A 15,416-nucleotide genomic window follows, 5' to 3' on the forward strand; every position below is an offset into this window, starting at 1 on the left:
CACCCCTATCTAAAACGTTCATACCAACGCTGTGGTTCTAAGCAAATTCGGCTACTACCTGTGGCTATAACACCTCCTACAGTGGTAGCACCGCGATTCCCTGTTGACAGGCAATAGTTCTTATTGTTGGTACCATCTCCCGGTCCTCCATTACCACCACCTGAAGGCCCACATGTTGGATCTGTTGGATCACAATCTTTTTCATCATCAACAATTGTTGAATATTGAATACCTGCCCCTAATGAACAACCATCACCTGTACTACAAGCAATACCTGAATCGGTAACTAATTTTTTGTCACATTGCCCGTATGGCAAGCAGAATTGGTTTAAGAAACTTTCCCCTTTGACTCCTGCACCACAGTCTCCAGAAAGTCCTGGCTTACTACCATCAAAGGTCGAAACGAATAACCGATTATTCAAGGCTATTGGTGTTGAAAACACTTTAGCGCTCTGCAACTTATTCGATTTAAATTTATAATACCATCCCTGCATTGCAGTTGGAGACATTGGATAAGGTGCAACTAGCGTTGTATTATCATTTCGATTTGCTTGTGTAATCTCTCCTAAATTAGACTTGGTCAAAGTAGGAGTGACAAAGGTGTATCCTGATTGATATAACCTACGTGCAGTAACATCTCGATCATAAATATTATAGACAGCATCGTAATCATAACCAGATGTACCAACCGTATAATCTTTTAATGGTAAGCTACGATTTCCACTTCCGATTGAAACTACCGCAAAAGTTTGCCCTGCATGATCATAAACTGAGAATGATGGCATCTCATAGAAACGAGGACTCTTTTCTGCTGCATTCAGATTCAGTAAACGTCTCGGTGTCTTCGCGAAATCCTTGGTGGATGCAGCATTATTATCTAAGTCAATTCGGAATAATTGCCCCCCTAGATCTCCAAAATACAAGTGATCGGCAAGTCCATCACCATTACGATCTTCCGTACGAATTTCACTGACAACACTATATTTCAAATCACTTGCTGCTGTTTTTACAACATTTGTAGAAGCAGTAGTACTATTTGCGCCTGCCCACCAAAGTAGCTTGCCATTATCGGCATCGAACATATAAACACCACCACCCTTTTTATTGGTTTGGTTATATGTATCACTCTCATAGCCACCTGTGTTCGCATTACCGTCTACACCACCAGCATCATATCCACCACCAACAAACATCACACGTTTACGCTGCTTATTCCATTTAACCCAAGTAATCGCAGGCTTAGACCAACTCTGCCCCATATCCCCCAATTCGTTATATGTTGTTATCGAACCATCACGGCTATAAACCTTTTTATCATCAGGAGAAATATGGAAAAGTAACTCAGGATCGTTGATATTCTGCAAATCTAAAGCATAGTAACTACGCCCGCCCATCCGCAAACCACCATAAGCCATTTGTTTACCTTTCTGATTCGTACCTTTACCCGAACCAACAGTTAAATTACCTGATCCATCAACCACATACTCTGTATATGTTGTCCAAGCGCCATCGATCCCATAATACAAGTTCGACAAACCACCAGAAGTCGTATCATATTTTTGAAATGCTTCCTTTTGTCTTTCAATCATTTCATTGGGTACAAAAGCGAACTTTTCTTGCCCGGTTTCAGCATCAACCACATGTAATAACCCCTGAGTCGTGCCAAATAGTACAAAATCCTCACGATTTTCTGTTTTCAACTCACCATTTTTATAAACAATCTTCCCTTTATTGGTAACGAGCAATGGGGAAGAATGCATAACCGCACCTATTTGGCGTAATTCAGGCGTAGTCGCTGTAATTTCTGGATTAGATGGATTTACGTTATATCCCAATAACTGCATCAAATAACCACGGTTTGCATCATTTTTATAAGTCGTATCAGTCAAATCAGCACTACTCACTCGACGTAAGCTAGTCCCTGTAACAAAAGTTGCCGCTGTGCCAGTACCACTTGCGATACGATTAGTTAATAATTTTCGGTTATCAACTGTTGCATCTGTATTCTTTCTCAGCTTCAATTGCGACCAGGCGCCACCCTTTAGAGCAAATTTAGTGCTTCCAAAAACATCCTCATCACCATCTTTGATCGCAGGATTAGTACTCACTGCCGGAGACCATAAATCATAGTTATCTACAATTCGACCTTGACTATCAACTATATTATTACCTGCATTGTCCTTTAGCACTCCAACAACGACATTGTATTTCTTTAAGTTTCCAGCCCAAAGTTGATAAGTTTTATCTGGCGTAGGTTGGAACTGCGGGAAATAAGCTTGTTTTTGTAAAACAGCAGGATTTAGTCTATCTTTAGGTACAGTTGGTGAGCCTGTTGTAACTGCTGGAATCGACCCACCTAGCCCATTAATAAAGTTATTAACACTGTCCACTACATCTTGTGAGCTATTACCTGAGTACCAACCACCTTCACCTTTAATTCCCCATTCAGCAGCAGCCTTAGTTGCAGAATTTATAGTTCCCAAAGCGTTGAGATTTTCTTCTTGTGTTTTGCCTGGATCATAAGATGGTATGTCATTAAACTCACCACCAAATCCAACTACTGCTGTTCTAATTTTCAATCCTGTCGGATTGTCATTTAAGAGCCTTTGGCTAAACGCTAAAGAGCAACTGGTTGCTACAGTATTATTGGTTGAATCACCAGCTTGTTCAGTACATGTAAAGCTTGCCCCATTCAGTGCATTTCGCATTGCTTTTGCTTGATTATGCTGACTTGAAGGCGCCCCATCGGTTAGCACATAAATTCCCTGACCACTACATTTCTTTACATCGTCAGATTGTTCTAACGATGCTGGCTTTTGATATCGTGTACCGTCAGCTGTTTTGATTCCCAGTCCAGCCGAATAATTAAAACCGTGCGGATGATCACTGCTTCTCGCTATATTTCCTCTTAAATAATAACAAGTACCTGTAATATTACTGGTCAAATTAGAACCAGAAGTATTATTCGCCAACCGAACTGTACAGGAGCCTGTTGTATATTGAGAAAGGTCTAAAGGTAAATAATCAAAAGTACGTGCAGAAGTATTTGGATGACTGGTGCTCGGCCAAAATGTACAGTTTCCAGAATTATCCCATTCATTACATTGGGTATAATGTGTCGTTCCATTGCTATTATATTGAAAATAAACAGGCGCACCTGTAGAGAAGTTTGAGAGCTCATTCGCGTTGAAGGTTCTAGTTCCCATAAAATATGCTGCTGCTTCCGCATAAGCATTACCCGTCGGCGTACCCCCACGAGCATAGAGCTTCGAGGCGACAATATCCAATAACAATTGTCGATGTGTCTTAGTTACTCCATTCACATTTACCACAGCATCCAACCGCCTTGCTGGGGCTAGAATATAACCATTTCGACCAATCCCGTTAAAAGAATATGCTGATAATCCAATGATTTTATCATCTGCAATTCGCTCAATGCCTTTTGTTGTGTTGCCATACAAAAGATCAAACATTCCATCTTTTAAACGTGTAATGCGATCATAGAATTTAGCATTAGCTGACGTTTTATACCAAAATCTTGGATTACTTCCCGTTGTAGTCATACCACTAGTAGAAGGTAAACTCGATATAGGAGTAGTACAATCATCTTGTTCAATAGAACCGTCACTACCGCAACTATAATATCTGTAATTGCTACTAGATGATCCAGTCCTCTTATAATAATAAAGTGGAGCATTTGCTGTGCAAAAATAGCGTGTGTAAGATGGTGAACCGTTTGTTGATGTCTCACTACCACTTCCTTGTACAGAATATTGGCTAGGAATATCACAAGCACTAGCATTTCCTATTAATTGAGGTGCTCCCATACTCCCCGAAATATCGAACAACATCATGAGGCTAACATCACCAGACTTTGCTTCTTGATAAATATCAATATCACTCGCTTGAGCAACACTGGTAATCACCAAACCTGAGCTCAACGCAGCAATCGTTGTCGCGAGTAATTTCTGACGATAAAGCCTATATTGCTTACTTTCTTGCATTTTATTTTTCATCTTTATTTACTCCCACTCAAGAGAAATTCTGGGTGATCGTGTATTCACTTACCTGAGTGGTAAATGGTACGTTCAAACTTGCTAAACATTCTGTGACCGTCTTAAGCGGATTGTCCTTATCTGCTGTCCCTGCAGGAATTGTTGGTGCTGTTGTATCTTCTGGAATTGAAAGTTCACTCATACGTTGTTGCAAACAAACATTAATAAAATTCCGATCCACACTGCTTAGACTAGGCATCAAAGACACAGCAAAAATTTTTACGCGTTTCGCTTCCTCTATTTGAGCTTCTTTTGGATCAGTACCCCTTTGTCGATCATAAAAGGGATCTTGCTCAATGGCCGTTGGGAACTTTACAGCTACCTGTGTCATCACTGCTTTTCGTCCACTGGTAAACCAATTCCCAGAAACATTTGTACGTGCATCACAGTAACCATCTGTTCCTAGAGCATTATATGTTGGCTGAGTTTTACCTGATTCCCACTGCATCAAACTGATTTTATTGATATCGAAGAAATCACTTTGATCACCCCGAAAGCAAAATACCAACTCTTTATCTTTATCACTTTCATTATTAATATAGCCAAACATGCCACTCCCACTGAAGCTTTGGGCTAGATTCTCAGCATGCTCAATATTGAAAAATGCGGCATCCGAGTTTTGCATGACTAACTGCGAGACCTGACTATTTGTAGCGATATTGAGTCCGACGATACTTTGCCGAATCGCAATCGTTCCAATAATCGTAATAGCGACTAAAAATATAAGCACAACGATAAGCGTTGCACCTGACTGATTATGTTTCATCGACCACGCTCCCCAAAAACATTACGCAAAGCAATGGTTTGCGATACAACTTGTCTAACATATTTCGTATTCGAACTTTCTGGCACTTTGACTTGGACGGTTTGATCAAGCACAATAAATTCCTGATCGTTTTTTATCGTACTTTCCGAGCCAACAGATTGAGCAGAACGGACTAACATACCCAATTGGACAGAGACAATCCGTGGTCGAGGCGCCGGAAGATTTAAATAATCATTGATTGAGACATATCGGCGCCCTGCTGTTTCATCACTTTGAACATTTAGAAGCACTCTAAAGTGATCAACTCGCTTCATAATGATTTCACCAGCGTCCCCATAATTCGTAATGTTCGCTGGAGATCCTTCTACAGGGTAATAACCCGCATCACATGCCAAAGCTAAAGCTTGGTTCGGCTCGTTGGCTTGTTTATTATTGTCTTCTCTTAAAAAATAGCGCTGTACAACCACCTGTCGACCAAAAGGGGTTGTAGGGTTTGCCGCATCTTGTTCCACTCGGAACCTTAAAGTATTTCCTTCACAATCGAATCCACCAACGAAAAAATCAACAGCTCCGACACGTGTTTGTGTGTACTGCGGGACGTATTGGATCACCAACTGATCACTTTCCGTCTCCTCACCATCAATCGTGATATTAGATACGCCAGTCCACATCGGTGCTGTGCCTGCAATCATTCCAGAACTGCGTGAAAGTAAATTCACATTTGCAGTCGTGCCTATAATCGATCGGTTAAGGTTACTTAATGGTGTCGCTGGTGTCGTGGTTTCATCTAATGTTGCATTAACAGAGGAGGTCAAGACGATTCCCGCAGCAGCAGTTTCATCATTGATAATGGCTTTCGAATTATTAAGATTGGTCAATCGGATATCTTGGGTGATGTAATTTAAACCAAAATTCGCATTATCCTGTATATCCGATACCCCTTGTTGCATGGATAAACTTCTTTGACCTGTCAAAAACAATAAAATCGCAGCAGCAGTAATAATCAAACCTAACGCTAGCGATAGCATGAGTTCGACCAATGTAAATCCTGAACTGGCTTTGATAAATCTTCGATTTACTGACTTATATGCTGGAAAAGCATTTCCTATAGAGTCCTTATTATTGTTCATATTAATAAGTCTCCATAATCACACAAGTTGAGGTTGGGTTATAAGCATTGCCGTTTGTACAATCTCCTGTACCAGCCCCATCTGTAGCACTTGAGTCCCCCCAAGCCACGTAAATACAACTTCTATTATTTGTATTTTGGCAATCCATAATATTCATTGTCATCCCTAGCGAAGCAGCTCGATTTGCTACTTGGGACACATCAAAATCAGCTAAATCACTGTCTGTACAAGCAGTTGCCACACAGTCTGTCTGGAATGTTTTTTGTTTCGAAGCTGTTTGAATCTCTTCTTGATAAACAGCAAAAGCATTCCGATTCACACGAATTCTCTCTGCGAGATCACGTGCAATTGAGATCGCCTGTACACGAGAAGTGCTTTCAGCACTCGCTTCTAATGCTCGATATTGTAATGCTACGAAGCCCAACACCCCGATCGCTAAAATCATTAGTGCAACTAATATCTCAACGAGACCAACGCCACGTTGATGATTTAACCCGCTCATTAACATGTCCCCGTTTGTGTCTGTTGAATTGTGCCCATTTTAGAAATACTGACTAACTTAGATTTACCGCCCCCGGCCTTATCACAAATCTCAAATATATCGGTAGTTGAATCAATTAATCGCTGACAAGTAGGCGGAGTACTATTGTCCGCGATACAAACCCCACCATTTAGATTAAATAAAAGTGCGGTAGGTGATGTTGACTTCAAAACACTCTTTGATTCTGGTTGCCAGTGGAAAAGTGCTGCAGTGTTAGCATTGGGAGTCCCTGATGAATCTGTCTTTAGTTCTACTTTTATCGCTCTACGTTCAAGAACGGCTTTTGCTCTCGCCTCATTGAGAGTTGAGACCAAAGTTTGAGTACTTTTATTTAAACCTTGATTCAACACCATATTATTGAATGCAGGCGCAGCCATCATCGCCACAATTGCTAAAACAGCAATCGTCACCATCAACTCAATTAAGGTATATCCCCAATTTTTCCCCATCGCCTTTACCAATATTTTTTTAAATTTATGAGGTTATAATAGATTTTATTTTTACAGAACCAATACAAAGCAGATAAGAACCAAAAAAAAACAGATGGAATGCAATCCATCTGTTTCTAGTTCACATTTTTCTAGGAAAATTAGGCTTGTATCACCTGTATACGCAACTCTTTTGGCAAGCTAAAAGTGATATTTTCTTCAGTACCTTGTAACTCTTGGGGCGGTGTTGCTCCCCAATCTTGCAACCGTTGAATTACTTGTTTAATTAAAATCTCAGGTGCAGATGCGCCTGCCGTCACCCCTATTTTACTATCCGATTTAAACCATTTTTGCTCAAGCTGATCTGCGTTGTCGACTAAATAAGCTGACTTTCCCATACGCTCAGCAAGTTCACGCAATCGATTTGAATTAGATGAATTTGGAGACCCTACCACTAACACGACATCACATTGTTCTGCTAAATCGCGTACTGCATCTTGACGATTTTGTGTTGCATAACAAATATCATCCTTGCGCGGCCCTTGGATCTCAGGGAACTTACGTCGTAATGCATCAATCACTTTTGCTGTATCATCGATTGATAGAGTCGTTTGCGTCACAAAGGCAACTTTATCTGGGTGTTTCACTACCAAGTCATCAACATCTTGTTCATCTTCAACTAAATAAATCGCGCCGCCGCGAGACTTATCATATTGTCCCATCGTACCCTCAACTTCAGGGTGACCTTCATGGCCGATTAAAATTGCTTCCGTTCCCTCACGCGCGTATTTGGTAACCTCAATGTGAACCTTGGTCACCAAAGGACAAGTTGCATCAAATACTTTTAATCCACGTCGTTCAGCCTCTTGTTGTACAGCTTTTGATACGCCATGTGCGCTAAAAATCACAATAGAGTCATCAGGCACCTGATCAAGCTCATCAACAAAAATCGCGCCACGCTGACGCAAATCATCTACCACAAATTTGTTGTGTACGACCTCATGTCGCACATAAATTGGCGGATTAAAACATTCGAGTGCTCGATTGACGATCGCTATAGCACGGTCAACACCAGCACAAAAACCTCGTGGATTGGCCAACACGATTTCCATAACATCCTCTCTCATCATCTGAATATTTCAATCAAACTATTTCGTTTAGCAGCTCGCTACACTACAATAGCCAAGATATTTTATCATATCAGGAAAAATATCATGTCGGGTCTATTGTTTGTCGTTTCTGCTGCCTCAGGAACAGGCAAAACATCTTTGGTAAAAGCCCTACTCGATCGCGTCAGCAACCTTCATGTTTCAGTATCGCATACGACTCGCAATCAACGCCCAGGTGAACTAGACGGCGTTCATTATCATTTTACCAATAAAGAATCCTTCTTGTCTCAAGTCAAGGAAGGCGGTTTTATCGAGTATGCAGAAGTCTTTGGTAACTATTACGGCACATCGCAAGCCAAGGTAAAAGAGCAACTTCAACAAGGTCATGATGTTTTACTTGAAATCGATTGGCAAGGTGCTGAACAGGTTCGTCGACTATTTCCAGAATCAAAACAAATATTTATCCTACCACCAACACAGTACGATCTAAGACAACGTCTTTCAAACCGTGGTACTGACTCAGTTGAAGTAATTGAACACCGCCTCAGTTGTGCTGTTGAAGATATGCGCCATTTCGCAAGCTTTGACTATGTGATTATCAATGATGACTTTAATAAAGCCGTACATGATTTAGAAGCAATTATCACTGCAAATCGTCTAGAAACATTGCAGCAAAGTAGCCGTCATCAACAGTTAATTGAAAACTTGATTACACTCAATCGCGAATGACTTGAGTCTTGGACAAAAGCCTTTTATACTATTTAGTCTTTCAGATGTATTGTTCAAACGAGACAACTTATGGCACGTGTAACCGTTGAAGATTGTTTAGACCATGTCGATAACCGCTTTGAGTTAGTACTGGTAGCGAGTAAACGTGCACGCCAAATAGCACGTCAAGGCATGGAACCTACTGTAGAATGGGACAATGACAAACCAACAGTTGTCGCTTTACGTGAGATTGCAGTGGGTCATGTCACCAAAGAAATTTTGAAACAACGCGACCAAGATTATCAAACTTCAAATCTAGATATGGTGTTATCTACAAATTCATTAAATTTAGAAGGCTTTTCTTTCTAAGTCGAATTTGCTATACATCGAAGCCCATTGTGAAGACACTGGGCTTTTTTGTTTGTTGATCTTATTGTGAAATTTTCTCCATATTGAGAAAAGCAATATACTTCATTGAAAAAACTTACGAGTTTTTATAATGAACAAATTGACAAGTTTAGCAATATGCTTTTCATTAGAAGATAAGCAAAGTATCAACAAAGATTATCCTTACTGAATCCAAGTTATTAAAGGTGTTTTCTATGCCAGGCGAAGAGGTCAGCCAAGCCAAGCAACAGCTAAAAGTAATTATTGATGCCTATCTGAAAGATAGTGACGTCCAGCGTGTGCTTGCTGCCTGTGATTTTGCCGACTTAGCGCATAGCGGTATTACCCGTAAAAGTGGTGAGCCATATGTCTTACACCCAATTGCCGTCAGCTGTATCTTGGCCCATATGCGTCTCGATGCAGATACGCTCATGGCAGCACTATTACATGATGTCATCGAAGATACTGATTTTAGCAAAGATGAAATTGGCGAAAAATTCGGACTGGTCGTTGCCGAGCTAGTCGATGGCGTAACCAAACTCAGCCATTCCAGCGATAAGGAATACAATAAAGCGGCCTCCTTCCGGAAAATTCTGCAAGCGACTTTACAAGACCCACGTGTCATTATTATTAAACTTGCCGATCGTTATCATAATATGACCACTCTAGGCGCACTTCGTCCAGACAAACGTGCACGAATCGCCCAAGAAACGCTAGATATTTTTGTACCAATGGCGCGTCTGGTTGGTATGAATGAAATGGCAGACAACTTAGAACATCTATGTTACCAAAATCTCGATTTGGATATGTTCAATGATGTACAAGCTGCTCTTTTAGAAACCAAGCCAAAACGTTGTGAATATCAGGCCATCTGGGAACAAAAATTATCAGACCTCTTAGAAAATCACAAAATTAAAGGTCGAATTAAAAAGAAAAATAATAATATCGAGTTGCTGCGCCATTTTGTAAAAAATGAAATTGATTTAAATGAACTTAGCCACAGTCATGCCTTCGAGATTATTCTGCAAAGCATCGCGGATTGTGATCGTCTTGTGACTGCATTAAAAGATAATTTCCAAGTCTTACAATACAAAGACTACATTCGTCGCCCGTTGCCAGGTGGCAATCAATCATTAATGATCAAATTAAAAGGGGAAAAAACCACCCTTTCTCTCACCATTCAAACTGAGCTTATGCGCAAAGCCGCTCGTTTTGGTGTCGTACTGGGTGAAAATGCGCCTCAAGCATGTCGATCTGCCATCCAAGCATCCATGCAAAACCTGAATACTTTAATCGATAGTGACTGTGCGAAAACCACTTTTAGCGATTTATTGGATTATTTACACCAAGAGAAAATTTGGGTGTATACCCCACACGGGCAATTGCATGAACTTCCTCAAGGCGCAACTGTTGTTGATTTTGCTTACTCAGCTAGTTTATTTCTAGGTAACCACGCTGTTGGTGCCAAAGTTGATGGAGAAATTCGTCCTCTCTCAACGCCATTGAATAGCGGTCAAGTAGTGGAAATCATTACTGATGTACTCGCTACACCTAATCCAGACTGGCTCAGCTTTATCAATACGCAAAAAGCGCGTCGGGCTTTGCAAAATATTTTAAGAGAGCAAGATCTTGATGAACAACGTCTAGTGGGACAACAAGCCTTGAATCGAGCATTGAAACTCTTTCACCGCTCTATTAACGACCTCTCGCAACAAGACTGGATTAATGTCTTAGAGTGGCGACATCTCACTGACAAAGACACCTTATTTGAACAGATTGCTGTTGGGGACTTATTACCTCAATTGGTTGCAAACCATCTCTTTGCTCAAGATCATCAACCTCATCCACAAGACAGTTCCGATCGTTTGATTGTTGGTACTGAAGGGGTTGATGTTAAATATGCACATTGCTGCAATCCTGTTTTGGGTGACCCAATTCAAGGACATTTATCTCGTCGCGGATTAATCGTCCACCGCGCACGATGCCGCAACCTCTTACATGAGCAACATTTACACCCAGAAAACATCATGCCTTTACATTGGCAATCTGAAGAAATCGAAGATGTTCGCTTTAGCGCCTATCTTTGTATTCACATGGCAATGAATGATGAACAAATCTCTGACTTGATTTATCAATGCCGTAAGGCCAAAACAGGGGTTGAAATGGTGCATTCACAAGAGCAAAAGACGTATGTGAATATCGTGGTCAATAATCGAAAACAATTAGCCCAAATTATTCGAGATTTGCGTATGCATCTTGGCTTCCCTCGAATTGAGCGTTTAAATATGCCTGTAGCACAGCCAGAAATGGCAAAAATAGGTTAAAACCAATCGCAACGACTACTCAGTATTCAATTGCTCCCATGCTAGATTTTTGTGTTAAAGTCGCTGTGCTTAAGATAGGAAAATGACATAGGAGAGCTTAATGTCACGTCAAGTTATTCATACTGAACACGCGCCTGCAGCGATTGGAACATATTCTCAAGCAATTCTTGTTGGCAATACGCTCTATCTTTCAGGTCAAATCGGCTTAGACCCATATAGTATGGAACTTGTAGACGGTATAGAAGCTCAAATTCGCCGCGTCTTCGATAACCTTAAAGCAGTATGTACCGCAGCGGGTGGCAGCTTAGCTGATATCGCTAAATTGAACATCTTCCTTACTGATTTATCTCACTTTCAACTTGTTAATCAAATCATGGGTGAATACTTTGCCCAACCTTATCCAGCACGCGCTGCACTCGGTGTTGCTAGCCTACCAAAGGGTGCATTGGTTGAAATGGATGGAATTGTGATTATTCCATAATATTTAACTCATACTTTTCAGTCAGATATATAATTATAAAAATAATCGGTCTTAAATATTTAGCTCTAAATGATGAATCAATCTTGCGCGGAAATCCGAGTTTAACTCGGATTTCCGCTCATGTTTAACTTTTTTATCCAAATTCCCAATAACCAAGACAAACCGTTTAGAATGAAATTCATTGACAAACGATAACAATTATCAATAATATCAATTATCGCATTTGTATTTGTGGATACAACTCCCATGTATGTTTGTTTATGTCGCGGAATCACCGATCAGGATATTAAAGATGCTGTTGCGAACGGCACCGAAAGCTATCGTGAAATCCGTGAACAACTCGGCTTAGGCACTTGCTGCGGACGTTGCGCTCCAGAAGCCAAAGCCATTATCAGTGAAGAACTTGCAGAAATTGCTGCACGGATTTCCGTGGCTGCATAATTTTGAATTAAATCCTTCGTGTTTACGACTCCACCGCTTTTTGTAGAACTTTAACCACTCTTCATCCAAGCGGTTTTTTTATGACAAATCACATCCCTATAAAAATTTAATCCTGCAAACAATAAGGCACGATACTCATTCATCATGATTGTGATTTTCATTTGCCGTTCTATAAATTACTCGCCAGATTCTTATTTGTTGATTAAGATAATATAAATTGCCGAAAAGGCATTTTGTTGGTGTTTATGGAGCAAGTGCAATGAAAGGCAATCGTGAAGTGATTAATCAGCTGAATCAGGTGCTTTATCACCATCTGACTGCAATCAATCAATATTTTTTACACTCTCGTATGTTTAATGATTGGGGTATTGAGCAACTCGGTAGCGCTGAATACAAAGAATCGATTCGCCAAATGAAACATGCAGACAAAATTATTGAACGTGTTTTATTTCTAGAAGGTCTACCTAACCTACAACATCTCGGAAAACTATACATCGGACAACATACTGAAGAAGTGTTGAATTGTGATATTCGCAAAGTCAAAGAAAATATCGTAACACTCAAACAAGCCGTTGAATTGTCTGAAGCTGAACAAGATTACGTGACCCGTGATCTGGTCCAAGAAATTTTAGAGAAAGAAGAAGAATATTGGGATTGGCTCGATACACAGCTCGATCTAATCGAAAATGTTGGCATCGAAAACTATATCCAAAGCCAAATTTAAAGTTTTAAAAAGCCCTCTCAGTTTAACTTGAAAGGGCTTTTTATTCACTTTAGCTTTTAGGCTGACCCACCACCTGCTCAAAAGTAAATTGCTTTCGATATAAACGATTCCACACCGCAATATATTGTTTCGCTTCAGTTTCCTTACCGTTATACGCTAATAATTGCGCATATTTCTTAAGATTATACGGTGTAGCACGATTTTTCACGATTTTAGCCAACTGCTGTAACTCAGCATCAGACATTTTGGTATTCGGTGACAATGCAATCCAATTTAAACGCCATTTAAATTGCGTCAATAAGAAAATTTCGGAACTCCCTAAAATACTAACGGTTGGTTGCTTATTTGCAAACACTAAACGGCTATTCTCTTGGTAAAGCTTATAATCTCGCCAAATGAGTAGCATGACCACAATGGCAATCACCCATACACAACGCACAATATTTTTATGAACTTCAATCCCTTTTAAATTCGGCGTTTGCGACTGAACTAACCCAAGTAAGAAACCCATAGGCAATAAAAAATAGGCATAGCGCTGAGGAAACTCTAACATGGCATGAATCAGGATCGCCGAAACCATGAGCATCGCCACAATTGAAACGGTTTCTTTGCTCTGTAGATTTAACCAAAATAGCCACAATCCCACATACCCGATAATTAACAACCCGAGTGGAATACCATTCCACACCAATACATCTAAAAGAATATTATGTGAGCTGTTAAACCAAACTTGTACTGTATTGAATTCCAGGCTTTCCACAACCGCAATACTGGTTTGATTCCAGCCATAACCCCACCAAGGTTGTTCAGCTATCGCATGTAGGATTTGCATCCACATACCTAAACGCTGATGTCCTTGACTCGCACGATCAACAATAGAGGCAGTCTTGGCAACTTCGGTAAGCTGCTCGGTTGCGATCCATTGCGCCAACAACGGCAAAAGATAAGCTGACATCAACACGAATGCTGCACACCAAAAAATCAGTTTAGGAAAATTCAGACGCGGGCTATTTCTATGTTGTTTATAGATCCAATAAATAAAAACAAAAATGAGTACCATCCATGATGTTCTTGACTGCCCCAAACTGATCGCAAATAAGATGAGTAAGCTCGCTGGAAGCAACAACCATGATGCCGCTTTGTGTTTTTCATATAGATAAAGTGCACCAAACAGACCAACAATCAAAAAAGTTGCCATATTATTGGGTTGCCCAAAATTGGCAAAAGGACGATTTCCTTTCAATTGATTGACAAAGCTAAAGTAAGACTCTAATTTTAACCATTGCAGAATTGCCATCAAACTCGTTAGCACTGCGGTTGCTAGAACAAGATAGCTAAATCCTTGCATCAATTGTTCACGGCGGTTTGGATGCTGTAGCGATAAATTAAAACCCAACACGATCATTAGCCAAAACGTAAACAAATAGAACGTACTTAATAATGCGATACTTAAATCACCAATTAAACCGAAACCCCACTGGATGAGTGGAATCGACATCATCGGTAGCATCCACAGTTGTGCTTTTGGTATTTTTATATTTTGGTTGAATGCTAAAGTAAAAAGTGCAATTGCAGCTGCAAATCCAGCGAGATCACTGGAAAATGTCACCCATGGATAGGTATGGAATGGCGAGAGCCATGCAAAGCCAAGCAAAATGCCGGCGAGAAGAAAACAGAGAGCTTGCATAGGATGTAGAAAAATAAGGCTTCGCTGTAGTATATAACGAAGCCTTTTATTGATCTCAATTTGGTAGGAAAAACTACAATTTTAATCCATCATAAACATCCGCCACAGACATCTGTAAACCAACGGATTGTAGGATAAAACTTTCACCCAATTCATAGTAGTGTGGCAGCCAACCATCTAATCGACCTACCACCTCAACCAATTGAGTTTCTTGCTCAATCATGACGTATTCCTGCAAAGTTGGAATATTTTTATATTGTTGCAACTTAAAGGTTTTATCGTAGTTTTTGGTTGAAGCAGATAAGACCTCAACGATTAAAATCGGGGTTTCCACAAAGTAAGCATCATTTGAAATATCACTACAATCGACCACGACATCAGGATAATAGAAATTTTCAGCAATTTTAACTTTCATATCGTTGATATACGGACGACATGGTTTTCCTTTTAAATGAAGACTTAAAGCCATCAAAACGTTGACTGAAATCAAATTATGTGAGGCACTCGCTCCCACCATAGCGAAGACTTCGCCTTCTACAAATTCATGTTTAATCTGACTGTATAATTCGCCTTGCAAGTATTCTTGTTCGTTTAGACGGTGTTTATTGACGATGCTCATCTTTGAACCCTATGGG

Annotated in this window: 14 protein-coding genes; 6 read left to right on the top strand and 8 right to left on the bottom strand. The window is 40.2% G+C overall.

Translation table 11 applies throughout. The features are described from left to right. Positions 1-5 precede the first annotated feature (5 nt). From AAC851_RS07635 to ispH, 6 genes are all read right to left on the bottom strand, one after another. Positions 6-4,016, bottom strand: coding sequence for a pilus assembly protein (locus AAC851_RS07635; protein WP_340600705.1), 4,011 nt, complete (start codon positions 4,014-4,016; stop codon positions 6-8). Between the two features lie 16 nt (positions 4,017-4,032). Then, a complete protein-coding gene (locus AAC851_RS07640; RefSeq protein ID WP_005086993.1) occupies positions 4,033-4,821 on the bottom strand; it encodes a hypothetical protein in 789 nt (262 codons plus the stop codon). Continuing rightward, a complete protein-coding gene (locus AAC851_RS07645) occupies positions 4,818-5,951 on the bottom strand; it encodes a PilW family protein (RefSeq protein ID WP_320532904.1) in 1,134 nt (377 codons plus the stop codon). Before AAC851_RS07645 ends, AAC851_RS07640 begins: the two co-directional genes overlap by 4 nt. A gap of 1 nt (position 5,952) precedes the next feature. Further along, positions 5,953-6,453 carry a type IV pilus modification protein PilV gene (gene pilV / locus AAC851_RS07650; RefSeq protein WP_005086996.1) on the bottom strand — a complete coding sequence of 167 codons (501 nt, stop codon included), beginning with the start codon at positions 6,451-6,453 and terminating at the stop codon, positions 5,953-5,955. Continuing rightward, positions 6,453-6,941, bottom strand: a complete 489-nt coding sequence (locus AAC851_RS07655) for a pilus assembly FimT family protein (RefSeq protein WP_340600706.1) — start codon at positions 6,939-6,941, stop codon at positions 6,453-6,455. The genes pilV and AAC851_RS07655 overlap by 1 nt, the downstream gene beginning before the upstream one ends. A gap of 140 nt (positions 6,942-7,081) precedes the next feature. Continuing rightward, positions 7,082-8,032, bottom strand: coding sequence for a 4-hydroxy-3-methylbut-2-enyl diphosphate reductase (gene ispH, locus AAC851_RS07660; protein ID WP_017396547.1), 951 nt, complete (start codon positions 8,030-8,032; stop codon positions 7,082-7,084). 102 nt (positions 8,033-8,134) lie between these two features. On the opposite strand from ispH, the gene gmk reads away from it, so the two are divergent. The 6 genes from gmk to bfr all read left to right on the top strand — a co-directional run bounded on the left by gmk (position 8,135) and on the right by bfr (position 13,094). Next, on the top strand, positions 8,135-8,758 hold the full coding sequence (gene gmk / locus AAC851_RS07665; protein WP_325771336.1) for a guanylate kinase: 624 nt from the start codon (positions 8,135-8,137) through the stop codon (positions 8,756-8,758). Positions 8,759-8,827: 69 nt separating this feature from the next. Further along, the gene (gene rpoZ / locus AAC851_RS07670; protein WP_004641282.1) at positions 8,828-9,106 is read left to right on the top strand and encodes a DNA-directed RNA polymerase subunit omega; all 279 of its coding nucleotides are present in this window, start codon (positions 8,828-8,830) and stop codon (positions 9,104-9,106) included. Positions 9,107-9,339: 233 nt separating this feature from the next. Beyond that, the gene (locus tag AAC851_RS07675) at positions 9,340-11,448 is read left to right on the top strand and encodes a RelA/SpoT family protein (protein ID WP_005088484.1); all 2,109 of its coding nucleotides are present in this window, start codon (positions 9,340-9,342) and stop codon (positions 11,446-11,448) included. A gap of 100 nt (positions 11,449-11,548) precedes the next feature. Further along, entirely contained in the window at positions 11,549-11,929 is a 381-nt protein-coding gene (locus AAC851_RS07680) for a RidA family protein (protein ID WP_004641286.1), read from the top strand. A gap of 246 nt (positions 11,930-12,175) precedes the next feature. Continuing rightward, positions 12,176-12,370: a bacterioferritin-associated ferredoxin gene (locus tag AAC851_RS07685; protein ID WP_004641287.1), complete on the top strand. Its 195-nt coding sequence runs from the start codon at positions 12,176-12,178 to the stop codon at positions 12,368-12,370. A 259-nt stretch (positions 12,371-12,629) separates the two neighbouring features. Next, the gene (bfr, locus tag AAC851_RS07690; RefSeq protein WP_008941153.1) at positions 12,630-13,094 is read left to right on the top strand and encodes a heteropolymeric bacterioferritin subunit Bfr; all 465 of its coding nucleotides are present in this window, start codon (positions 12,630-12,632) and stop codon (positions 13,092-13,094) included. 49 nt (positions 13,095-13,143) lie between these two features. Here bfr and AAC851_RS07695 read toward each other — a convergent pair whose 3' ends face one another. Continuing rightward, positions 13,144-14,781 carry a PglL family O-oligosaccharyltransferase gene (locus tag AAC851_RS07695; RefSeq protein ID WP_340600707.1) on the bottom strand — a complete coding sequence of 546 codons (1,638 nt, stop codon included), beginning with the start codon at positions 14,779-14,781 and terminating at the stop codon, positions 13,144-13,146. A gap of 73 nt (positions 14,782-14,854) precedes the next feature. Beyond that, positions 14,855-15,400, bottom strand: coding sequence for a Uma2 family endonuclease (locus AAC851_RS07700; protein WP_340600708.1), 546 nt, complete (start codon positions 15,398-15,400; stop codon positions 14,855-14,857). Positions 15,401-15,416 lie beyond the last annotated feature (16 nt).

The sequence above is a fragment of the Acinetobacter sp. HZNU-JH01 genome, assembly GCF_037996845.1.
GTDB classification, from domain to species: Bacteria; Pseudomonadota; Gammaproteobacteria; order Pseudomonadales; family Moraxellaceae; genus Acinetobacter; species Acinetobacter haemolyticus.